At 61.3% G+C, this 20,497-nt stretch carries 21 protein-coding genes; 10 read left to right on the top strand and 11 right to left on the bottom strand.

Annotation, left to right across the window (positions count from 1 at the left end; translation table 11 throughout):
* Positions 1-102: 102 nt before the first annotated feature.
* On the bottom strand, positions 103-1,506 hold the full coding sequence (locus JFT85_RS16765) for a NorM family multidrug efflux MATE transporter (protein ID WP_053258642.1): 1,404 nt from the start codon (positions 1,504-1,506) through the stop codon (positions 103-105).
* 152 nt (positions 1,507-1,658) lie between these two features.
* Between JFT85_RS16765 and JFT85_RS16770 the strand changes: the two genes are divergently transcribed.
* The gene (locus tag JFT85_RS16770; protein ID WP_053258641.1) at positions 1,659-2,579 is read left to right on the top strand and encodes a LysR substrate-binding domain-containing protein; all 921 of its coding nucleotides are present in this window, start codon (positions 1,659-1,661) and stop codon (positions 2,577-2,579) included.
* 178 nt (positions 2,580-2,757) lie between these two features.
* A complete protein-coding gene (locus tag JFT85_RS16775; protein WP_053258640.1) occupies positions 2,758-4,734 on the top strand; it encodes a methyl-accepting chemotaxis protein in 1,977 nt (658 codons plus the stop codon).
* 3 nt (positions 4,735-4,737) lie between these two features.
* Here the strand turns inward: JFT85_RS16775 and JFT85_RS16780 are convergent, their stop codons facing one another.
* Positions 4,738-5,652: an ABC transporter six-transmembrane domain-containing protein gene (locus JFT85_RS16780; protein WP_169875525.1), complete on the bottom strand. Its 915-nt coding sequence runs from the start codon at positions 5,650-5,652 to the stop codon at positions 4,738-4,740.
* 112 nt (positions 5,653-5,764) lie between these two features.
* Between JFT85_RS16780 and JFT85_RS16785 the strand changes: the two genes are divergently transcribed.
* Positions 5,765-6,349: a TetR/AcrR family transcriptional regulator gene (locus JFT85_RS16785; RefSeq protein WP_053258638.1), complete on the top strand. Its 585-nt coding sequence runs from the start codon at positions 5,765-5,767 to the stop codon at positions 6,347-6,349.
* Here JFT85_RS16785 and JFT85_RS16790 read toward each other — a convergent pair.
* Together JFT85_RS16790 and JFT85_RS16795 are read right to left on the bottom strand one after the other, a co-directional pair.
* On the bottom strand, positions 6,346-7,842 hold the full coding sequence (locus JFT85_RS16790) for a YifB family Mg chelatase-like AAA ATPase (protein ID WP_201230156.1): 1,497 nt from the start codon (positions 7,840-7,842) through the stop codon (positions 6,346-6,348). The genes JFT85_RS16785 and JFT85_RS16790 overlap by 4 nt on opposite strands.
* A gap of 160 nt (positions 7,843-8,002) precedes the next feature.
* Positions 8,003-8,263 carry an accessory factor UbiK family protein gene (locus tag JFT85_RS16795; protein WP_053258636.1) on the bottom strand — a complete coding sequence of 87 codons (261 nt, stop codon included), beginning with the start codon at positions 8,261-8,263 and terminating at the stop codon, positions 8,003-8,005.
* A gap of 421 nt (positions 8,264-8,684) precedes the next feature.
* On the opposite strand from JFT85_RS16795, the gene glnK reads away from it, so the two are divergent.
* The 4 genes from glnK (at position 8,685) to sutA (ending at position 11,464) form a co-directional block, all read left to right on the top strand.
* The gene (gene glnK / locus JFT85_RS16800) at positions 8,685-9,023 is read left to right on the top strand and encodes a P-II family nitrogen regulator (protein ID WP_002555808.1); all 339 of its coding nucleotides are present in this window, start codon (positions 8,685-8,687) and stop codon (positions 9,021-9,023) included.
* Between the two features lie 35 nt (positions 9,024-9,058).
* Complete coding sequence (locus tag JFT85_RS16805; protein ID WP_053258635.1) at positions 9,059-10,399, top strand: ammonium transporter; 1,341 nt, start codon at positions 9,059-9,061, stop codon at positions 10,397-10,399.
* 211 nt (positions 10,400-10,610) lie between these two features.
* A complete protein-coding gene (locus JFT85_RS16810) occupies positions 10,611-11,036 on the top strand; it encodes a secondary thiamine-phosphate synthase enzyme YjbQ (RefSeq protein ID WP_017845176.1) in 426 nt (141 codons plus the stop codon).
* Positions 11,037-11,137: 101 nt separating this feature from the next.
* On the top strand, positions 11,138-11,464 hold the full coding sequence (gene sutA, locus JFT85_RS16815; RefSeq protein WP_053258634.1) for a transcriptional regulator SutA: 327 nt from the start codon (positions 11,138-11,140) through the stop codon (positions 11,462-11,464).
* A gap of 107 nt (positions 11,465-11,571) precedes the next feature.
* On the opposite strand, the gene JFT85_RS16820 is transcribed toward sutA, so the two are convergent.
* From JFT85_RS16820 to lptM, 6 genes are read right to left on the bottom strand one after another with little or no spacing between them, the layout of a single operon-like run.
* Complete coding sequence (locus tag JFT85_RS16820; protein ID WP_201230157.1) at positions 11,572-12,267, bottom strand: HAD family hydrolase; 696 nt, start codon at positions 12,265-12,267, stop codon at positions 11,572-11,574.
* Complete coding sequence (xerC, locus tag JFT85_RS16825) at positions 12,264-13,163, bottom strand: tyrosine recombinase XerC (RefSeq protein WP_053258632.1); 900 nt, start codon at positions 13,161-13,163, stop codon at positions 12,264-12,266. Before xerC ends, JFT85_RS16820 begins: the two co-directional genes overlap by 4 nt.
* A 2-nt stretch (positions 13,164-13,165) precedes the next feature.
* The gene (locus tag JFT85_RS16830; RefSeq protein ID WP_064454694.1) at positions 13,166-13,882 is read right to left on the bottom strand and encodes a DUF484 family protein; all 717 of its coding nucleotides are present in this window, start codon (positions 13,880-13,882) and stop codon (positions 13,166-13,168) included.
* Between the two features lie 13 nt (positions 13,883-13,895).
* Positions 13,896-14,726 (bottom strand): diaminopimelate epimerase, encoded by an 831-nt coding sequence (dapF, locus tag JFT85_RS16835; protein WP_053258630.1) that lies wholly within the window; start codon positions 14,724-14,726, stop codon positions 13,896-13,898.
* Positions 14,727-14,729: 3 nt separating this feature from the next.
* Positions 14,730-15,977 (bottom strand): diaminopimelate decarboxylase, encoded by a 1,248-nt coding sequence (lysA, locus tag JFT85_RS16840; RefSeq protein ID WP_053258629.1) that lies wholly within the window; start codon positions 15,975-15,977, stop codon positions 14,730-14,732.
* Positions 15,978-15,986: 9 nt separating this feature from the next.
* Positions 15,987-16,148, bottom strand: a complete 162-nt coding sequence (gene lptM / locus JFT85_RS16845) for an LPS translocon maturation chaperone LptM (RefSeq protein ID WP_073636688.1) — start codon at positions 16,146-16,148, stop codon at positions 15,987-15,989.
* Positions 16,149-16,386: 238 nt separating this feature from the next.
* Between lptM and cyaY the strand changes: the two genes are divergently transcribed.
* The 3 genes from cyaY to rnk all read left to right on the top strand — a co-directional run bounded on the left by cyaY (position 16,387) and on the right by rnk (position 17,497).
* Positions 16,387-16,734 carry an iron donor protein CyaY gene (gene cyaY / locus JFT85_RS16850; protein ID WP_053258628.1) on the top strand — a complete coding sequence of 116 codons (348 nt, stop codon included), beginning with the start codon at positions 16,387-16,389 and terminating at the stop codon, positions 16,732-16,734.
* A 2-nt stretch (positions 16,735-16,736) separates the two neighbouring features.
* Entirely contained in the window at positions 16,737-16,955 is a 219-nt protein-coding gene (locus JFT85_RS16855; protein ID WP_201230159.1) for a DUF1289 domain-containing protein, read from the top strand.
* Between the two features lie 131 nt (positions 16,956-17,086).
* Positions 17,087-17,497: a nucleoside diphosphate kinase regulator gene (gene rnk, locus JFT85_RS16860; protein WP_053258626.1), complete on the top strand. Its 411-nt coding sequence runs from the start codon at positions 17,087-17,089 to the stop codon at positions 17,495-17,497.
* Here rnk and JFT85_RS16865 read toward each other — a convergent pair.
* Positions 17,494-20,334, bottom strand: a complete 2,841-nt coding sequence (locus tag JFT85_RS16865; protein WP_201230161.1) for a class I adenylate cyclase — start codon at positions 20,332-20,334, stop codon at positions 17,494-17,496. The genes rnk and JFT85_RS16865 overlap by 4 nt on opposite strands.
* Positions 20,335-20,497: the final 163 nt, after the last annotated feature.

Genomic DNA, 20,497 nt, shown 5'->3' on the forward strand with positions numbered 1-20,497 from the left:
GCGGGCTTGCTCGCGAATATGGCGTATCAGTCACCGACGTTATCGACTGTTCCACCGCATTCGCGAGCAAGCCCGCTCTCACCTGTTGATTGAGTAAGACCCTTACTCTGCCTGTGCGGTATGAAAGCCAGGGTGTGCTTCAGGCTCGCGGCGAATCATCCTTTCCATCTTCGCTTCAAACGCCCAGGTCAGGCTGATGGCCGCGCAGGCCAGGCCCAGCGCCAGGCCCCACCACACGCCAGTCGGCCCCCAGCCGAGGGTGAACGCCATCAGCCATGCCGATGGAGCGCCGATCAGCCAATAGCAGCCCAAGCCCACCAGGAAGGTGGTCTTGGCGTCTTTCAGCCCACGAATGCAGCCCATCGCGATGGTCTGCACGCCGTCGAACAATTCAAACCAGGCCGCTACCGCCAGCAGGCTGACGGCCAGGACGATCACGTCGTGGAAGGCCGGGTCGTTATGGTCGAGGAATAGCCCGATAAGCGGATCGGAAAACAGCCACAGCACCGCCGCAAATCCCAACATCACTGCCGCGCCAAACCCGATGCCAACCCTCCCGGCCATGCGTGCGCGCAGCAACTGGCCGGCGCCGTAATGCTGGCCGATGCGCATGGTGATCGCGTACGACATTCCCGCCGGCACCATGAACGCCACCGAGACAATTTGCAGGGCAATCTGGTGCGCCGCCAGTTGCGTACTGCCCATGGTGCCCATGCACAGCGCCGCGAAGGCAAACAGCCCGACTTCCACCGCATAGGTGCCGCCAATCGGCAGGCCCAGGCGCCACAGCTCGCGCAAGTACTGGGTGTTGAGGCGCAGCAGGCCGGTGCCGAGCGGGTAGGCCGCGTAGGTCCGGTTGCTGCGGATGTACCACATCAACGCCAAGGCCATGCTGTTGGCGACGATGGCCGTGACCAAACCGATGCCCATCAAGCCCAGCTTGGGCAGGCCGAACATGCCCTCTATCAGCGCGTGGTTGAGGAAATAGTTAAGCACCGTACCGCACAGGCTGATCACCATCACCGGGGTAGCCTTGCCGATGGCGCTGGTGAAACCACGCAAGGCCATGAAGCTCAGGTAGCCGGGCAGGGCGAACGGCAGGATGGTCAGGAATTGCCCCGCCGCGTGCACGTTGGTTTCGGTCTGGCCAAACATCAGCAATACGGGCTTGAGGTTCCACAGCAGTAAGCCGGCCACCAGGGCCATCAGCCATGCGAGCCAGAGCCCGGCCTGGGTCAGGCGAGTAGCGCCTTCGATGTCGCCCGCACCATGACGAATGGCGACAAGGGTGCCGACTGCGGCAATTACGCCGATGCAAAAAATCGCCACAAACGAATAGCTTGCGGCGCCGAGGCCGCCACCGGCCAAGGCTTCGGGGCTGAGGCGGGCCATCATCAGGGTGTCGGTCAGCACCATCAGCATGTGTGCCAACTGTGAGGCAATCAACGGCCCCGACAGCCGCAGAATGGCCCAGAGTTCGGTACGTACCGGATGCTGCATGATCATCACGCTCAAAAAGTCGGAGGGTTGAGGAAGGGTTGATTCTCGGCGCTTTGAGCACATTGCACAAAACGATAAATGCGATCGTTTGCATGATTAAAACTCATGCCTGAGTGATTCTGGTAGGGTTTCAATATTGCGCTGTCGGAGCTTTCCCAATGTCTCGTCGCCTTCCTCCGCTTTATGCCCTGCGGGCCTTTGAAGCCGCCTCCCGGCATAACTCGTTCACCCGTGCGGCGCTGGAACTGTCGATCACGCAAAGTGCGGTCAGCCGACATATCCGTACGCTCGAAGAACATTTCGCCTGCCGCCTGTTCCAGCGCAGCGGCCGGAACCTGCAACTCACCGAAGCGGCGCGCCTGCTGCTGCCCGGTGTACGTGAAGGTTTCGCTGCGTTGGAGCGGGCCTGCCACACCCTGAATGCCGAAGACGACATCCTGCGCATGAAAGCGCCGTCCACCTTGACCATGCGCTGGCTGCTGGCGCGGCTCAGCCGCTTTCGCGCGTTGCAGCCCGGCAATGAAGTGCAACTCACGAGTGCGTGGATGAGCGTGGATGAAGTGGACTTCAACCAGGAACCGTTCGATTGCGCAGTCCTGTTGAGCTATGGGCATTTCCCGGCGGACTGGGAGGCCTGTTACCTGTTCCCTGAATTGCTGATCCCGGTGGGCGCCCCCAACCTGCTGACCGATGGGCCATGGGATGTTCATCGTTTGGCGTGTGCGGAGTTGCTGCACCCTACGCCCGACCGCCGCGACTGGCGCAACTGGCTGGAGCGCATGGGGCTGTCGTCCCAGGTGTCGCTCAAGGGTGGGCAGGTATTCGACACGCTTGAACTGGGCATGATTGCAGCGGCGCGAGGCTACGGGGTGTCCATGGGCGATCTACTGATGGTGGCCGAAGACGTCGCCCAAGGGCGATTGAGCCTGCCGTGGCCGACCGCCGTGGCCAGTGGGGAGAATTACTACCTGGTGTGGCCGAAAACCCGTCCCGGTGGTGAGCGTCTGCGCCGTTTGGCGGAGTTCCTCCAAGGGGAAGTCAACGCCATGGCGTTGCCCCAGGTGGAACGTCTGGACTGAAGCGCTACCCACCGTGCGTACAATCGTTTGCGCGATCCCCCTGTGAAGCGCTCAAGTATTGCCCGTGCCCGCCGAAGTAGGGGTGTTGGAACCTTCGTGCACCAACGTTTCCCCACTAGATAATTTGCCGAGCAGCGCTATGAGATCAGGATGATCCTGGCCTCGGCCAGGAGCTGTCATGTCTCAACCTCGCGCTCGGATTGCCTCCCAGTTAGGCCTCGCCTTGGCCGTAATCTTGGCTGTCGTCATCAGCGGCAGCACTGTTTTCGCCTTGCGTTCCCTCGATTCCGCCAACCTTGAAACGCGCGAGGAACACCTGGCCAGCGAGGCGCGCTTGCTCGCCGACCAGCTCAACACCTTCCACAGCACCTTGCGCGAGAGTACCCAGCGTTTGAGCGGGCTGTTTGAAAAGCGCTTCGGCGCCGGGTTGAGTGTGCGTGGCGAGCAGCCGGTAGCCGTGGCCGGCGTACAAACCCCGAGCCTGTTCCTGGGCAGCGACCTGTTGAACAACGATTTCGGCGAGGTCGACGAATTCAAGGACACGTCCGGCGGCGTGGCCACGGTATTTGTGCGCAGCGGCGAAGACTTTATCCGTATCAGCACATCCCTGACCAAACAGGATGGCAGCCGCGCCATCGGTACGGCCCTGGACCACCAGCATCCGGCCTATCAGCGCCTGCTGGCAGGGCAGAGTTATGTCGGCCGGGCGGTGTTGTTCGACCGCTCCTACATGACCCAGTACACGCCGGTGCGGGATGCGGCCGGCAAAGTGATCGCCGTGCTGTTCGTCGGCTTCGACTACACCGACGCCCAGAAGGCCCAGTTCGACAACCTTAAGCGCTTCCGGATCGGCCAGACAGGCTCCCTGGCCCTGTTGGATGAACAGAAGCACTGGCTGGTGCCACCCGCAGGTGTGCAGGCGCTGGACCAGGCAATCCCGGTGATGCTCGACCTGGCCAAGACGCCCGGTAAAGGTCTCTTCTGGAGTGACAAAAACGAAGATTTCTACAGCGTCTCGGTGCCGTTCGACGGCGGCCCGTGGGCGGTGGTGGCAAGTATGCCGAAGTCAGAAATTCGCGCGGTGACCTGGGCGGTGGGGATTCGCCTGGTCATTGGCAGTGTGCTGGCCATGTTGCTCGCTGTGGGCGCTGCGGTCTGGCTGCTGCGCAGTAAGTTGCAGCCCCTGAGCGACCTGGTGCGCCAGGCCGAAGCCCTTGGCGCGGGTGATTTGAGTGCGCGCCTCAATGTGTCCAGCCATGACGAAATCGGCCAACTGGCCCGCAGCTTCAACCAGATGGGCGAAGCGCTGTCGACCATGGTTTCGCATATCCGCAAGGCGTCCGAAGAGGTCAACAGCCGAGCCCAGGCGTTGTCTGGGTTGTCTGGCGGTGCGTATGAAGGCATGGAGCAGCAGTCCGGCGAAATCACCAGCATGGCCGGCGCAGTGGAGGAGTTCAGCGCGACTTCGCTGAACATCGCCGACAACATGGGCAACACCGAGCGACTGGCTCAGGAAAACGCCCAGCAGACGCGTATCGGCCGCACCTCGATGCAGGAGGCGTCGTCGTCTTTGGAGCATATCGCTGAGGCGCTGAACAGCACGGCCACGGTCATCAATACCCTCGGCCAGCGTTCCCAGGAAATTGGCGGGATCGTCGGCGTCATCACCTCGATCGCCGAGCAAACCAACTTGCTGGCGCTCAACGCCGCCATCGAAGCCGCGCGTGCCGGTGAGCAAGGCCGAGGTTTTGCCGTGGTTGCCGACGAGGTGCGTAACCTCGCTTCGCGCACGCGTCAGGCCACCGACGAAATCTCCGGGATGATCCAAAGCATCCAGCAAGAAACCGGCAACGCCATCAGCACCATGGAGCACGGCAACGTATTGATGCAGGAAGGCTTGTCGCGCAATGCTGACGTGGCGTCGGCCCTGGCGCGGATCGACGAGCAAAGCCGCTCGGCGGGCCAGCAGTTTGCCGCGATCACCACCGCGACCCAGGAGCAGAGCAGCACGGCAAATGTGCTCAGCAGCAACCTGCAAAGCATTGCGCTGGCCAACAGCGAGCAGCGTGAAGTGGTGTCGAACCTGGCCATTACCGCCAAGGAACTGGAAACCCTGGCGGCCGGCTTGCGGCACGAGGTGGATCGGTTTCGTTGAGGCCTAGCGGTCGCCGAGGCCCGGGTCCACACGCTTGCCGATATCCTTGAGGCGCGCGAGCTGATCGACCATCCCTGGTGCCTCGTCCAGGCTACTGACGAAGGTCCACAGGTAAGTCATGACCGCGTACACGTGGCCGGCTTTGACCGCAGGCGACAGGGCCAACTGGCTGATCGCGACGACAAACAGCAGGGCGGCGAGCGTACCGATAAACAGGAACGCGGCCGCCTCGCGGTCTGACAGCCAGATCCGCAGGCGCGACAGCACGTGATAGTGGCGCTGCAAGGTTTGCACGCCGACCTTTTCCACCAAACCGATTTCCTTCTCCAGACGGTCATTCAAGCGCTCATGCAGCTGCTGATTGCGTCGGGCGAAGCGTGGCAGCAAAGTGGTGCACAACAGCAGTGCGCCCAGGCACGCCAGGCCGATCCACGGCTCGATCACCAGCAACATCACCGCCGCACCGACGATGGAGACCAGCGCCGTCGCGATGATCGGCACGTGTTTTTCGAAGAAGTCGACGAAATCCCGTGCCAATACCACCCGCGCCGCCGCCCTTGAAGTGCTGTGGTTTTGCAGGCGCTGATTGAGGATGACCGGCACGGCGAGGTCAGCGTAGATCCGCGTGAAGGTGCGGGTGTCCAACGCGCGTCGCGCCGCCCCGACCACCCAAAACATCAAGACCACGGCGGCGTAAAACAACGCACTGTCGGCATCGCCACGGATGATCGAGTCCACCGCGAACCCGGCAAACAGCGGGTAGGCCAGCAATAGCGCGTTCTCCAGCGCAACCAGCGACAGCGTGCAGAACAGTTTGCCAGGGTACGCCCGCGCAATTGCCTTGAGGGTTTGGCTGGCGGACTGTTGGCCAATTTTCTTGCTTTCTTCGATCAGAATTTGCGGAGTGACGGATGACATAGGTGCACCAATGGGGTGATAGACGCTATTATTGAGCGACTGCTCAAGTATCCTTGAGCGATCGCTCAAAAAGCAAGCGCCACTCATCCATCGGCGCCCGAAGGAATTGCCCATGTCGCGTATTGACCGTAAAGACCAGATCATCGCCGCTGCCCTGGAGCTGTTTCGCAGCAAGGGTTTTGCCGATGTGTCCACCCGCGACCTGGCCGAGCATGCCGGCCTGTCCCGCAGCCACGTCTACCACTACTTCAGCGACTGGAATGAGTTGCGCCGCGAAGCGTTTGTGCGTTTTGCCAATGAACAACTGGATGAAGTCCGCGCCCCGTTGGTGGGCGTGCCACCGCTTGAGGCGCTGGTCGGGTTCTTGCGCGATTGCCTGCCGTGCACCGCCGACGCCGGCTGGGCGCTGTGGCTGGATGCATGGGACGAGGCGATGCATGACCCGCAGATGGCCCAGGCCTATCTGGTGATCAATGCTCAATGGCAAGGCATGCTCGCTGAGGTGATCGAGCAAGGAGTTGCTGAAGGTGTTTTCCGCTGTAATTCACCCCAACGCGCTGCCCGGCAGATCTTTGCCTTGGCAATGGGGTATGCCGATGACCTGATGCTCAAACCGTCTACCGAGTCGGCAGAAGCGGTGTTGGGTGAGGTGATGGAAGTGGCGAGGCTGCTATTGGATTTCCCCTCGGCGCACTAGCCAGCGGCCACCGGCCGGTATTGCAGCGCTTCTGCCAGATGATGGCGGGTGATGTTCTCTACTTGCTCAAGGTCGGCCAGGGTCCGCGCCACTTTGAGCAACCGATGTGCTGCGCGCAGGGACAAGGTCAGCCGTTCGCAGGCGCTTTCCAGCCAGCTTTCGTCGGCTTTCGCCAGCCCGCAGTGCTTGCGCAGCCCTGGCAGATCCAGAAAGGCATTGGCGCAGCCTTGACGTCGTTGCTGGCGCTCGCGTGCCTCGGCGACCTCTGCCGACGCCTTCGCCGTGTTATCGCCGTCCTGTTGGGTTGGGTTCAGCGCGGTGGTTTCCCGCGCGACAGTGACGTGCAAGTCGATGCGGTCCAGCAATGGCCCGGAGAGTTTGTTGCGATAGCGCTGGATCTGCTCCGGCGTACAGCGGCAACGCCCGTTGGGGTCGCCCAGATAGCCGCAAGGGCAGGGGTTCATGGCTGCCACCAATTGAAAGCGCGCGGGGAAACTCACCCGGTCCCGCGCCCGGGAAATCACGATATGCCCAGACTCCAGCGGCTCGCGCAGCACCTCCAGCACCTTGCGATCAAACTCCGGCAACTCATCCAGAAACAGCACGCCATGGTGGGCGAGGGTAATTTCCCCAGGTTGCGGCTTTGAACCACCGCCCACCAGTGCCGGCGCGGAAGCCGAGTGGTGTGGCTGGCGAAACGGGCGGTGCGGCCAATGGCTCAGGGGCGCCGGGCTGACCACCGATTGAATCGCCGCCACTTCCAGGGCTTCCTGTTCACTCAACGGCGGTAGCAGCCCAGGCAGCCGACTGGCGAGCAAGGTCTTGCCGGTGCCGGGTGGCCCGCTGAACAGCAGGTTATGCGCGCCCGCCGCCGCGATCAGCAACGCGCGTTTGGCCGCCAGCTGCCCTTGCACCTCACTCAAATCCGGATAGGGTTTGTTCAGGTACAGCAGCCCGTCGGACTTGTAGGGCTCAATCGGTACTTGCCCGTTCAGGTGCGCCACCACCTGCAGCAAGTGATCTACCGCAATCACCTTCAACCCCGACGCCAGGCACGCTTCCTCGGCATTGGCCCGAGGCACTATCACGGTGCGCCCGGCCTTGCGTGCTGCCAGCGCCGCCGGCAACACGCCTTTTACTGCGCGCACCTCACCCGACAGCGCCAGCTCCCCCAGGCATTCCACGTCGTCCAGCATCAACGCCGGCACCTGCACGCTGGCTGCGAGAATCCCTAGGGCAATCGCCAAATCAAAACGCCCGCCGTCCTTGGGCAGGTCGGCAGGCGCGAGGTTGAGGGTGATGCGGCGGGCGGGGTATTGCAGCGCTGAGTTAAGGATGGCGCTGCGCACGCGGTCCTTGCTTTCCTTGACGGCAGTTTCCGGCAGGCCTACCAGCGTCAGGGAGGGCAGACCGTTGGCCATATGCACTTCAACGCTGACGGCAGGGGCTTCGACGCCAATCTGGGCGCGGCTGTGGACGATAGCGAGGGACATGCTCGTTCCTTGAAAGAGAGGGCCGCTTCCTGCGGTTTTTCAAGGGTAGACGAGGGGGTGGAGAGCGAGGCGGGGGAGGTTTTACAGAACGTATCCGAGGTGCAGCGAAAAAACTCATGTGGGAGCAGGCTTGCTCCCACCGTTGACTGAGTTGTGACCGTTACTCGGCAGTGGGTGCGAGCCGCGCTTCCAACTCCGCCACCTTCGCCTCCAGGCTCTCCAGCCGCGCACGGGTGCGGGCCAGCACGACCATCTGGCTGTCAAACTCTTCCCGGCTCACCAGGTCGAGCTTGCTGAAGCCGCTTTGCAGCAACGCTTTGAACTGGCTTTCGATTTCGTTGCGGGGCAACGGGGTGTCGCCGCTGAACAAGCGAGAGGCGTGGCCGCTCAGGGCGTCGAGGAGGTCTTTGGGCGCGAGCATGGGAAATATTCCGGAAAACTGTTGGCGGGCAGTGTATCACGCAGCGTCTATAGTCTTTTCACGGTCGCAGACGCACGCTTTTCGCGCAGGGGGCCGGGCGGCTACGCACTGTTTTTGTGCGCATTGGCGTCGCGATAAAGCCCCGCAGGTGGGCATAAGTGGGCAACGGACTGATTTCAGTGGTTTTTACGGAGCTGGCAAGCTTTCTGCTTAGACGATCATGACCCATGCACTGATGCAGTCGCTGTGACGAATGCAGTGCGCCGACGGATCAGGGGTACAGGTTTCGTCACCAGTGGTTCGCTGGCGTCGCAACGGCAAATGCCGAGGCGACGACGCGTTACAAAGCCAGGCACTGCGCTTAGACTTGAGACGGGTTTGTTTTCCTGGGGCAAGTCCACCAATTCGGGAGAGAGTTTTCATGAAGCTAGTCACTGCCATCATCAAGCCGTTCAAGTTGGACGATGTACGCGAGTCGTTGTCCGAGATCGGCGTGCAGGGCATTACCGTTACTGAGGTCAAAGGCTTCGGTCGGCAGAAGGGTCACACCGAGCTGTATCGCGGCGCGGAATACGTGGTCGATTTTCTGCCGAAGGTGAAGATTGATGTCGCCATTGACGACAAGGATCTTGACCGGGTTATCGAGGCGATAACCAAGGCGGCCAACACCGGCAAGATCGGTGACGGCAAGATCTTCGTGGTCAATCTGGAACAGGCTATTCGCATCCGTACCGGCGAAACCGATACCGACGCAATCTAAGCCGCCAAACCCCCAACGCCCCAGGAGAAAACAATATGACTCTGCGTAAATTCGCAGGGCTAGGAGCCCTGTTGTCCCTCGTAATGCCGGCCTTGGCATTGGCGGCGGACCCAGCCCCTGCTCCAGTCCTCAATTCCGGCGACACGGCGTGGATGCTCACATCCACCGCGCTGGTGCTGTTCATGACCATTCCAGGCCTGGCGCTGTTCTACGGCGGCATGGTTCGTTCCAAAAACATTCTTTCCGTGATGATGCAGTGCTTCGCCATCACCGGTCTGATCACCATTTTGTGGTTCGTTTACGGCTACAGCATGGCGTTCGACACTACGGGTATGGAAGCCGGCGTCGTCAACCTCAACTCGTTCGTGGGCGGCCTGTCCAAACTGTTCCTGTCGGGTGTGACTCCGGCGAGCATCACCGGCCCTGCGGCGCTGTTCCCTGAGGCGGTGTTCGTCACCTTCCAGATGACGTTCGCGATCATTACACCTGCGCTGATCGTCGGTGCTTTCGCTGAGCGTATGAAGTTCTCCGCGATGCTGATTTTCATGGGCGTCTGGTTCACCCTGGTCTACGCACCAATCGCCCACATGGTGTGGGGCGGTCCGGGTTCGTTGCTGGGCGACTGGGGCGTGCTGGACTTCGCGGGCGGCACCGTGGTGCATATCAACGCCGGTGTGGCTGGCCTGGTGGCGTGCCTGGTACTCGGCAAGCGTAAAGGCTTCCCGACCACCCCAATGGCACCTCACAACCTCGGGTATACCCTGGTGGGTGCGGCCATGTTGTGGGTTGGCTGGTTCGGCTTCAACGCCGGTTCCGCTGCTGCGGCCAACGGCACTGCCGGTATGGCGATGCTGGTCACCCAGATTGCTACCGCTGCGGCGGCGCTGGGCTGGATGTTCGCCGAGTGGGTCACCCACGGTAAGCCAAGCGCACTGGGCATTGCCTCGGGCGTGGTCGCCGGCCTGGTTGCAATCACCCCGGCTGCCGGCACCGTGGGCCCGATGGGCGCTCTGGTTATCGGCCTGGCGGCAGGCGTGGTGTGCTTCTTCTGCGCAACTACCCTGAAACGCAAGCTGGGCTACGACGACTCCCTGGACGCCTTCGGCGTGCACGGTATCGGCGGTATCCTCGGCGCGATCCTGACCGGCGTATTCGCAGCCCCTTCCCTGGGCGGCTTCAACGCGGCGACCACTGACATCGCGGCGCAAGTCTGGATCCAGTGCAAAGGCGTCGGCTTCACCGTGATCTACACGGCCATCGTGACCTTCATCATCCTCAAGGTGCTGGATGCGGTCATGGGCCTGCGGGTCACCGACGAAGAAGAGGCTGTCGGCCTCGATCTGGCGCAACACAACGAACGCGGCTACAACTTGTAAGTACGCGAAAAAAAGATGCCCGGCTTGCCGGGCATTTTTTTGTCTGGTGTTTGTCAGTGATAGGACGCTGTACCGGTTTTTGCACAGAGTTTGTGATGGGGCGCACACAGTACTTTTCACCGTGCAAAAGTCTTACATGCATGTAGGCGTATTCGGCACTTTGTTTTTTTCCTGAGCGCGCTAGAATGCGCGCCGATGGGCGGAGAACTGTATGTGGCAACAGACCCTGATTACCCTGCGGGCCAAGCCCCGGGGCTTTCACCTTGTAACGGATGAGTTGCTTGCCGGCTTGCCTGAATTGAAGGCTTGTCGCGTAGGCCTGTTGCATCTGTGGCTGCAGCACACCTCGGCCTCGTTGACGATCAACGAGAATGCCGACCCGGCGGTTCGCCGTGACTTCGAACGTTTTTTCAACTCGCTGGTGCCGCAAGGGCGTGCAGGGTTCGAACACAACGACGAAGGTCCGGATGATCTGCCGGCGCACTTCAAGGCCAGTCTCCTGGGCTGCCAGCTGAGTTTGCCGGTCAAGGCCGGCCGCTTGGCAATGGGGACCTGGCAAGGTGTTTATCTGGGCGAGCACCGTGATCATGGCGGTGCTCGTAAAGTCCTCGCCACCTTGCACGGTGATGGGGCATAAGCCACTGGTTATCCGGTGGATGTTGATTTTTTCCGGCGAACTCGACAGCGAGTGAGGCTGGGCTATAACTAATCTGCTTTTCGCAAGTCATGAGGTAGAACATGAGCGACGATGATCTGGAAAACGACGACCTTGAAGTAGGTGACGACGACGAGACCGAAGAAGGTCTTGAAGCGGCAGCTGAAGACGTTACTGACGACGACGGTGGCGATGATGCACCTGCCCCGGCGGCCAAAGGCAAAGCCAAGGCAGCGGTTTCGGTAGACGAACTGCCAAGCGTTGAAGCCAAGAACAAAGAGCGCGATGCGCTGGCCCGTGCGATGGAAGAATTCCTCGCAAAAGGCGGCAAAGTGCAGGAAGTCGAGGCGAACGTGGTGGCAGATCCACCGAAAAAGCCGGATAACAAGTACGGCAGTCGACCTATTTGAGGTCAGTCACCTGCTTGTAAGAAAAAGCCCGCCGTCGCTGCGGGCTTTTTCATGCCTGTAATCAATCCTGCAGGTCACCACAAAACAAAAGGGCTGCCGCTATAGCGTTACTGCCAACTGCGAAGCAACGGCGGCAACTCGTTTAAGCGACGAATTTCCGCGTCCGGCAGCTTATCCGCTTCCCACGCCTTGCCCGTCGGGTTAAACCACACCGCACGAAGCCCTGCCTGCTGCGCCCCGGCGATGTCATCGCCAGGGTGATCGCCAATATGCACCGCCTGACTGGCACTCACCCCACCGCGTTGCAAGGCTTCCTGAAACAGGCGCGCATCAGGCTTTGCGATACCGATATCTTCGGCGCGCAGGGCAAAGTGAAAGTAGTCGGCCAGGCCCACACGCTGCACATCGGCATTGCCGTTGGTGATAACCCCGAGCAGGAAGTGCTCGCGCAGGGCTTGCAACATCGGTTCAGCTTCGGGAAACACCGTGAGCTGGTGGCGTGCGTGAATGAACGCTTCAAAGCACACATCAGCCATCTGCGTGGCTTCTGGCTGTGGATAACCGGCCTCTTCAAAGGCGTGCATCAGCACCCGATGGCGCAACACGCTGATCCGATATTTGAGCTCAGGATGGCGCTCCAGTACCTGCTGGCGAAGGCTCGCGAAGTGCTCGAGCGGTAAATCGCCGACCTTGGAAGCATGGGTCGCCAGCCATTCACGCATCGACGCTTCGGCGCTGATGATGACGGGTACGTTGTCCCAGAGCGTGTCGTCCAGGTCGAAGGTGATCAGCTTGATACTCATGAGTCGCCGCCCTTGATGCGTTTGGCCCGTGGATGGGCACTGTCATACACCGTCGCCAGGTGTTGGAAGTCGAGGTGGGTGTAGATCTGCGTGGTCTTGATGTCGGAGTGGCCGAGCAGTTCCTGCACGGCGCGCAGGTCCTGGGACGACTCCAGCATATGGCTGGCAAAGGAATGCCGCAGCATGTGTGGGTGCAGGTTCTGCCCCAGCTCACGCTCGCCGGCGGCCTTGACCCGCAATTGAATCGCGCGTGGCCCCAGGCGGCGGCCTTGTTGGCTGACAAACACCGCATCGTCCGCCGGGTTGGTCAAAAGGCGCAGCGGTAGCCACAATTGCAAGGCTTCACGGGCCTTCCTGCCCACCGGCAGTACGCGGGTTTTGCTGCCCTTGCCGAGCACCTGCACCAGGCCGTCCGCCAGGTCCAGCTGATCGAGGTTCAGGCCGGTCAGCTCCGACAGGCGCAGGCCAGAGGAATAGAACAGCTCCAGGATCGCCTGATCGCGGTGGGCGAGGAAGTCATCCTCCACCGCGCCATCGAGCAATTGCAGGGCGCGGTCGGTGTCCAGGGTCTTGGGCAGGCGTCGCTCGCCCTTGGGCGGGGCCAGGCCATTGGCCGGATCGTGGTCGCACAGGCCTTCGCGGTTGAGGTAATGATAGAGGCCGCGCACCGCCGACAGCAGACGGGACAGGCTGCGCGAGGATTGGCCTTGCTGGTGCAGGCGCGCAATCAGGCTGCGCAGGCTCTGGATATCCAGGGCCTTCCAGCTGGCGATCTGTTGCTTTTCGCAGTACGCCAGGACCTTGTTCAAGTCCCGTCGATAGGCTTCCAGGGTATGGGGCGACACCTGGCGCTCGTTGCGCAGGTGAGCGCAGTAAGCGTCCAGTTGCCTGTCCATGGCTAGCGCACCGCGCGCAAGGCAGTGGTAAAGCGCGGCAGGACCCGGCCCAGCACTTCAGCGATATAGGTCAAAAACAGCGTGCCCACCGAGCTTTTGTAGTGCTGAGGGTCACGACTGGCGATGGCCAATACGCCATGCAGGCCTTGATGGCTGAGGGCAACCACAGCGGTCGAGCCGATCTGCTTGCGCTGTTCAGCGCCAAACAAAAAGTCCAGCTCATGCTCGCGCAGGGTGCCGCTGATGGTCTTGCCTTCGGAGAGCAGGCCGCCGATTGCCGTCTGTGCTTCGCCGCCGCTGACCCAGCGACCCACCGGCATCGGGTTGTCGCTGAACAGAATCAGGCTCACAAACGGCACCTGGAAGTCCTGGCGCAGGCTGTCTTCCACGGCAATGACCGTTTCTTCGAGGCTGGTGGCATCCATCAGGGTAAGAATCAGGCGACGGGTCTTGTCGAAAAGACGGTCGTTGTCGCGGGCCACGTCCATCAGGTGCGAGAGCTTGTGGCGCATTTCGATGTTGCGCTCGCGCAGGATCTTCATCTGGCGCTCCACCAGCGACACGGTGTCGCCGCGCTGGTGGGGGATGCGCAGGGCGGGCAGCAGTTCTTCGTGTTCGACGAAGAAGTCCGGGTTAGCCTCAAGGTACGCCGCGACAGCAGCGGCCTCCAGACTTTCGCTCGGGGACGTTTCGGCGGGTACTTGAGGCTTATCGGTCATTAGCTTGGCTCACTCATAGACGGACCTGTCCTTCGTATACGCGCGAGGCCGGCCCGGTCATCATCACCGGGTGGCCAGGGCCTGCCCATTCGATGGACAAGCGTCCGCCGGGCAGGTCGATCAGCAGCGGCGAATCCATCCACCCCTGGCTGATCGCGGCGACGGCGGCGGCGCAAGCACCGGTGCCGCACGCCTGGGTTTCACCGGCGCCGCGTTCCCATACACGCAGTTGCGCGCGGGAACGGTCGATCACCTGCAGAAAGCCCACATTGACCCGTGCCGGAAAGCGCGGGTGATGTTCGATCTTTGGCCCCAGCTCATGCACGGGGGCGTTATTGATGTCGTTGACCCGCAGGACGGCGTGGGGGTTGCCCATGGACACGGCTGCCAGGTCGACAATCTTGCCATCGACATCCACTGCATAACGGGTGGCCTGCTCGGTGGCCAGGAACGGAATATCCGCCGGCACCAGGCGTGGTTCACCCATGTTGACGCTGATTTGGCCGTCGCTGCGAATATCCAGCTCGATTACACCGCTCTTGGTCTCGACGCGAATCTGCCGCTTGGCGGTCAGGCGTTTGTCCAGCACAAAGCGCGCGAAGCAGCGCGCGCCGTTGCCGCACTGTTCCACTTCGGAACCGTCGGAGTTGAAGATCCGGTAACGGAAATCCACTTCCGGGTTGCTCGGCGCCTCAACGATCAGCAATTGGTCGAAGCCGATGCCGGTGTGACGGTCGCCCCATTGTTTAGCGTGCTTGGGCAGGATGTGCGCGTGCTGGCTGACCAGGTCGAGAACCATGAAATCATTGCCCAGCCCGTGCATCTTGGTAAAACGCAGCAGCATGGCTTACTCCGGCAGCAGGCTTTCGCCAGCATACAACTCGGCTACCGTCTCGCGGCGACGCACTTCAAACGCTTGATCACCGTCCACCAGCACCTCGGCGGCACGCCCGCGAGTGTTGTAGTTGGAACTCATGACAAACCCGTAGGCACCGGCCGAATGCACAGCCAGCAGGTCGCCTTCTTCCAGGGCCAGTTGACGATCCTTGGCCAGGAAGTCGCCGGTCTCGCAGATCGGGCCGACGATGTCGTAGTTGCGACCTTCGCCAGTACGTGGCTTGACCGCAGTCACATCCATCCAGGCCTGATAGAGCGCCGGGCGAATAAGGTCGTTCATCGCCGCATCGACGATGGCGAAATCCTTGTACTCGGTGTGCTTGAGGTATTCGACCTGGGTCAGCAGGACGCTGGCATTGGCGACGATATGACGGCCCGGCTCGAACATCAGGGTCAGGCCGCGGCCTTCGGTGCGCTCGCGCACGGCCTGGATGTAGTCGGCAATCAGCGGCGGCTCTTCATCGCGATAACGCACGCCCACACCACCACCGAGGTCGATGTGTTGCAGGTAGATGCCGCACTCGCCAAGGCGCTCGCTCAGCGCCAGCAGGCGGTCGAGGGCGTCCAGGAACGGAGGCAGGGTGGTCAGCTGCGAGCCGATATGGCAGTCGACGCCCAGCACTTCCAGGTTCGGCAATTGCGCGGCACGGATGTACACGTCCTCGGCGTCGGCAATGGCGATGCCGAACTTGTTCTCTTTGAGACCGGTGGAAATGTACGGGTGGGTGCCGGCATCGACGTCCGGGTTGACGCGCAGGGAGATCGGCGCGCGAACGCCCATCTCGGCCGCGACGACCTGCAGGCGCTCCAGCTCGTCGGTGGACTCAACGTTGAAGCAATGCACGCCGACTTCAAGGGCGCGGCGCATGTCTTCGCGGCTCTTGCCGACGCCGGAGAACACGATTTTTTCAGGCTTGCCGCCGGCAGCCAGCACACGTTCCAGCTCGCCACGGGAGACGATGTCGAAACCAGCGCCCAAGCGCGCCAGGACATTCAATACGCCCAGGTTGGAGTTGGCCTTGACCGCGTAGCACACCATGTGTGGAACGCCGTTAAGAGCGTCGGTGAAAGAACGGTACTGGGCTTCGATGTGCGCACGGGAATACACATAGGTCGGGGTGCCAAAGCGCTCGGCAATCGCGGACAGCGCCACGCCTTCCGCGAACAGCTCGCCGTCCCGGTAGTTAAAAGCGTCCATGAGTTTCCCTTAATAGATGTCGTGCTTGTGCGCTTTGGATTGCGACGTTTGCGCTTGGTCATTGGGGTCTTTGCTGTCATCGGGCAGGTACAGCGGACCTTTTTGACCACAGGCACTAACGAGGCAAGCGACCGCGACGAGCGCAGCAAGGGAAGAGATCAGGCGCTTCATGGCGAAATCCTTGAATATGCATTAATTGCGCCCGAGTATACCGACCACCCGCCAGCTTGCCTATGCGCCGGAATACCCGTCCGGCGGGGGTTTGCCGAGATAGTTGGGAAGCAGGCTACGCTGGTCGAGGATATTTCATACTGTCATCGGTAATGAACTCGGTATCCTTTGCAATCAGCGGGGCTCGCCCGTATCGTGCGGCGCTTGAGCAAAACCAGACACTTTTGAGGTTGCCACAATGAGTTTGACCGAAGCCCGTTTTCACGACCTGGTGGATTCGACCCAGCAGACGCTGGAAGATATTTTCGACGACAGCGGCCTGGATGTGGACCTGGAAAACTCGGCCGGCGTGCTGACCGTCAAGTTTGAGAACGGCACTCAACTGATCTTCAGTCGCCAGGAACCGCTGCGTCAGTTGTGGCTGGCAGCCCGTTCGGGTGGTTTTCACTTCGACTTCAACGAAGAAGACAACAACTGGCAGTGCGATACCAGTGATGAGCTGCTCAGCGAAATGCTCGCGCGCCTCACGCAGGAGCAGGCCGGCGTCGAGCTGAGCTTCGATGAGCTGAACCCCGACGAGAATTGATTGTGACCCAGCCTGCACCTGTACGCCCGCCAAAGCCGTTGTTCAGCAATGTCAGCCCGGCGGTGCCGTCACCTTGTATCAGTTTGTGTCGTCTGGACGAGCAAAAAGTCTGCCTCGGCTGCTTCCGCCATGTGGAAGACATCCGTGAATGGCGCTCTGCCGACGACGCCCGGCGCCGCCTGATCTGTGACGAGGCCGAGCAGCGCAGGGCGCGCGCTTGAGGCCGCCTTGTTTATTTGTGACGCTGTGGTAGTGTCCGGGTACACCTCAAATCATCGAGGTCCGTGAGAACCCCGCCTTTTCCTGGCGGGGTTTTGCTTTTTTGTGCAGAAAAAAGGAGTCTGCCTGAATCATGACCACCGCACCTTCCATCATCCTCACCCGTCTTGACGTGCAGCGTCTTGAGCAACTGATCGACCGCCTGGGCGATGAGTTTCCCGGCGTCGAAGCGTTGCAAGCCGAACTCGACCGCGCAGAAACAGTCGGCCACGATGAAGTGTCGGGAGACGTCGTGACTATGAACTCCCGTGTCCATTGCCGTGAAGAAAGCAGTGGCAAGGAGCGTCACCTGACCTTGGTGTATCCCAAGGATGCGAATGCCGATGAAGGCAAGATTTCGATTCTGGCTCCGGTCGGCAGCGCCTTGCTGGGTTTGCAGGTCGGTCAGCACATCGACTGGCCAGCTCCCGGTGGCAAGACCCTCAAGCTTGAATTGCTCAGCGTTGAAGGCCAGCCCAAAGATGGCGGCGCCTTCCCGCTCTAAACCTGGTTCAACGCTTTATTGAGCGACAGCTCCAGCTCGGCCTTGTAGCGCAGATACAAGTTGCTCGGGCTCTGCACATCACCGAGCAGGCCCGACAGGTCCAGGTCGGTGATGTAGCAGCGGTAGCGCTCGGTCTCTCGACGCTGCCCGACGATTTCCTGGGCGACCACTGCAAACAACTGGTCGCCAAACTCCAGTTCGCAAAACTCCCGCTGATTGCAGTACAGGGTGATACCTACCTGGCCGTGCGCCGCTTTGCCGATAATCGCCTGCACGTCATAAAACGGTTTATTGACCGGGTTTTGAGGGGCGGGCCGCGGCTCGATGCTGCGGGCGCGATGGCTGCCGGACGGCAACAGTTGGTAATACAAAGTTTGCACTTCACCCAGCGTCTGTGGCGTATCCAGCGGCGATAGCGCTTCACGGCGGTAGATGATCGATTGCAGAAAACGCTGCAACGGCGCCAACAGGCTTTGTTCGTCATGAAACGGCTGGCGCTGCTGCCACAGCGCATTGAACTCATCCAGCACATACAGCTCGGCGAAGCCTTCATTGACGCGGTAGAACACCTGCACACAATCGGCCAGGCCCATGGGTAACAGCAGCGCCAGGTCGTGGTCTTCCAGGGCCATGGCGTCCAGGTGCAGCGGGCTGTAGGTGGCCAGTTCTTCGCTGAGGTACGCGATCAGCGCGTCCTGGGTCGGCAGCGACACATGGGTGGCCTGGCCTGGGCTCAGCTCCATCACGTGATAGTGCTGCTGCACTTGCAGGAGGTAGCGGTGATTGGACTGACCCAGCAGCAGGCTCTGCGCCGTGTCGAAGATTTCTTCCACGCGCTGGGCAATGAACTGCGCACGGTTGTGACAGAAGCAGCGCACCCGCAGCCGTGGCAAGTGGTCCGGCGGCAGTTGGTTGAGGTAGTCACGCAGGCAGTCGAGCAATGCGTGGGGGCCGTCGTAGCGGCTGACCATCACCTCGTTCCAGCTGTTGAGCGTCACTTGGTCCAGGGTCAGCACCAAATTGTCGCGCACGCCGGCGTAGCTCAAGGAGTCGGTACGCTCGGTGGTCATCACGATATTCAGGTCGCGGTGATGCTTGAGCGGGTCAACGCCGACGTTGATCAGCAACAACACGTCTTCCGGCACGGCCGGGCGCAACAGGCGATCTTCATCGACGCTGGTCAACGGCAGGGCGATGGTCTGTTGCAGGCTGCCCAACAGGTTGAACAGCTCGAATTCGGTCATGTCACTGACGCCCGGGTGCAGTGCCAGGCGCGTGCTGCTGTCGATCACGCCGTTGCGGTGGCACCAGGTGAGCATTTCCAGCAGGTCGCGGCTGCGTTTGATCGGCGCAAAGTGCTCCCATTCCAGTGCCGTCAGGTTGCCGTTGTACAGGCCCCAGTGGTGCTGGCCGGGCTCCTTGCGGTTGGGCGATTGCACCAGGGTCAGGGTGTCTTCGGCCAAGTCCGGGGCGATGCCGGGGTTGATGAACTCGACCTTGCCGGCCTTGCGCTCAAACGCCGCATACAAGCGCCGGCCCAGCACATTGAGGTCGCGCTTGTTAATCAGGCTGACAGTCTGCTCGGTGCGAGCGAACTGGGTGAGAAAGCGGTAGCTGTAATTCAGCTCATTGACCAGCGCGCGGCGTTCGGAGGCGACCTGGCGCACTTTCCACTGGCTGCGACTGTCCAGCAGGGCCAGTTGGCGCTGGTCCCAGCCCCATTCATGGGCCAGGCGTTCCAGTAACAAGCGCTGCCAACTGGTGCTGCGTTGGCCGGCGCTGAGCTTGAGGTTGACCTTCAGGTACAGCGCGCGCCGTACCAGTTCCAGGCGTTCGGGCTCGTTACGCGCCTTAAGGTGTTCCTCGATGCGGCGGTAGACCACGATGTACGGGTCCAACTCATCCAGATCCATCTGATTGGCGAACACCGCGCGTTTGAAGCGCAGGCTCAGGCAATGCACGTGCGGGTGTTCGCTGGCGTAAACCTCGGTCAGCAGCAGCTTGAGCACCGACTTGTAGGGCGACTCGATGCCTTTGAACAGTTGCCACAGCCCGGCGCCAATGAATTCGCCGGGGGGAATGTGGGCCAGGTGACCAAGGTCGAGGGTTTCATCGGCGCGGATAAAGCGCTTGGAAATCAGTGCGTGGGTGAACTCGGCGTAGCGACTTTCTTCGTAGACCGGCACCAGCCACCAGATCGGCGTGCGCCCGGCGAGCCAGATTGCGGTGCGGTAGAACTCGTCCAGCAGCAGGTAATGCTGCGTGGTGCCGCAGTCGTCGGAGCTCAATTGTGTGTCGCGTTCACCCAGCACAAAGCGTGTCGGCTCGATCAGAAAAAAATGCGCCTCGGCGCCCATGGTCAGGGCCCAGGCTTCCAGCAACTGACACTTTTTGCGCAGCTCAGCCAGCTCGTTTTCGCCCAGGTCGGGCGCGTGGCATACCCACACGTCCATATCGCTTTGGTCTGCCTGAGCCAGGGTGCCGAGGCTGCCCATCAAAAACAGCCCGTGGATCGGCTGCGGCGGGTTGCCATGGCGTGCCTTGTAGGAGAACGAGCGGGTCAGGCGTTGGGCTTCAGTGAGGGCTTGGGCGTCAGGTTCGAAGTTCGACAGCCCGGCCGGCGTGCTGCCCGACACATAACCGGGCAGCAGCGGATGATTGACGTGAAAAAACAGCGGCAGCAGGGTCAGCACGCTTTGTTGGCGTGGTGTCAGCCCCTCGACGGCCCGGGCCATGCGGCCTTCATTGAGGGCCATGAAGCGTGCGCGCAATTGAGCCAGCACCTTGCGGTCGATGCCTTCGTCCAGGTCGGGGCGGATCTCATGGGTGCGGGTCATGTAGAACTCGGTGGCTCGCAGGGCCCGACATGGGCGGCCGTGTAGGAGTTTACAGCCAGTAGCGTAGGAGTTTTAGAGGGAAATTGTTTTTGGCGTCAGAATTTTGAGCGGCTGAACAGCAGCGCCCTCGGAATCCGCAAAGGGCGGACTCCATGGGCGTCAA

It is taken from the genome of Pseudomonas sp. TH04 (assembly GCF_016651355.1).
GTDB lineage: Bacteria > Pseudomonadota > Gammaproteobacteria > Pseudomonadales > Pseudomonadaceae > Aquipseudomonas > Aquipseudomonas fluorescens.

Bases quoted from the DNA above. Each gene is read 5' to 3' on its own strand.
- sutA (WP_053258634.1), top strand. From the start codon at position 11,138: ATGAGCGACGATGATCTGGAAAACGACGACCTTGAAGTAGGTGACGAC.
- JFT85_RS16795 (WP_053258636.1), bottom strand. From the start codon at position 8,263: ATGCTCGCGCCCAAAGACCTCCTCGACGCCCTGAGCGGCCACGCCTCT.
- JFT85_RS16805 (WP_053258635.1), top strand. From the start codon at position 9,059: ATGACTCTGCGTAAATTCGCAGGGCTAGGAGCCCTGTTGTCCCTCGTA.
- dapF (WP_053258630.1), bottom strand. From the start codon at position 14,726: ATGCTGCTGCGTTTTACCAAGATGCACGGGCTGGGCAATGATTTCATG.
- cyaY (WP_053258628.1), top strand. From the start codon at position 16,387: ATGAGTTTGACCGAAGCCCGTTTTCACGACCTGGTGGATTCGACCCAG.
- lysA (WP_053258629.1), bottom strand. From the start codon at position 15,977: ATGGACGCTTTTAACTACCGGGACGGCGAGCTGTTCGCGGAAGGCGTG.
- JFT85_RS16770 (WP_053258641.1), top strand. From the start codon at position 1,659: ATGTCTCGTCGCCTTCCTCCGCTTTATGCCCTGCGGGCCTTTGAAGCC.
- JFT85_RS16865 (WP_201230161.1), bottom strand. From the start codon at position 20,334: ATGACCCGCACCCATGAGATCCGCCCCGACCTGGACGAAGGCATCGAC.
- rnk (WP_053258626.1), top strand. From the start codon at position 17,087: ATGACCACCGCACCTTCCATCATCCTCACCCGTCTTGACGTGCAGCGT.
- JFT85_RS16820 (WP_201230157.1), bottom strand. From the start codon at position 12,267: ATGAGTATCAAGCTGATCACCTTCGACCTGGACGACACGCTCTGGGAC.
- xerC (WP_053258632.1), bottom strand. From the start codon at position 13,163: ATGGACAGGCAACTGGACGCTTACTGCGCTCACCTGCGCAACGAGCGC.
- JFT85_RS16780 (WP_169875525.1), bottom strand. From the start codon at position 5,652: ATGTCATCCGTCACTCCGCAAATTCTGATCGAAGAAAGCAAGAAAATT.
- JFT85_RS16785 (WP_053258638.1), top strand. From the start codon at position 5,765: ATGTCGCGTATTGACCGTAAAGACCAGATCATCGCCGCTGCCCTGGAG.
- JFT85_RS16830 (WP_064454694.1), bottom strand. From the start codon at position 13,882: ATGACCGATAAGCCTCAAGTACCCGCCGAAACGTCCCCGAGCGAAAGT.
- JFT85_RS16775 (WP_053258640.1), top strand. From the start codon at position 2,758: ATGTCTCAACCTCGCGCTCGGATTGCCTCCCAGTTAGGCCTCGCCTTG.
- lptM (WP_073636688.1), bottom strand. From the start codon at position 16,148: ATGAAGCGCCTGATCTCTTCCCTTGCTGCGCTCGTCGCGGTCGCTTGC.
- glnK (WP_002555808.1), top strand. From the start codon at position 8,685: ATGAAGCTAGTCACTGCCATCATCAAGCCGTTCAAGTTGGACGATGTA.
- JFT85_RS16765 (WP_053258642.1), bottom strand. From the start codon at position 1,506: ATGATCATGCAGCATCCGGTACGTACCGAACTCTGGGCCATTCTGCGG.
- JFT85_RS16810 (WP_017845176.1), top strand. From the start codon at position 10,611: ATGTGGCAACAGACCCTGATTACCCTGCGGGCCAAGCCCCGGGGCTTT.
- JFT85_RS16790 (WP_201230156.1), bottom strand. From the start codon at position 7,842: ATGTCCCTCGCTATCGTCCACAGCCGCGCCCAGATTGGCGTCGAAGCC.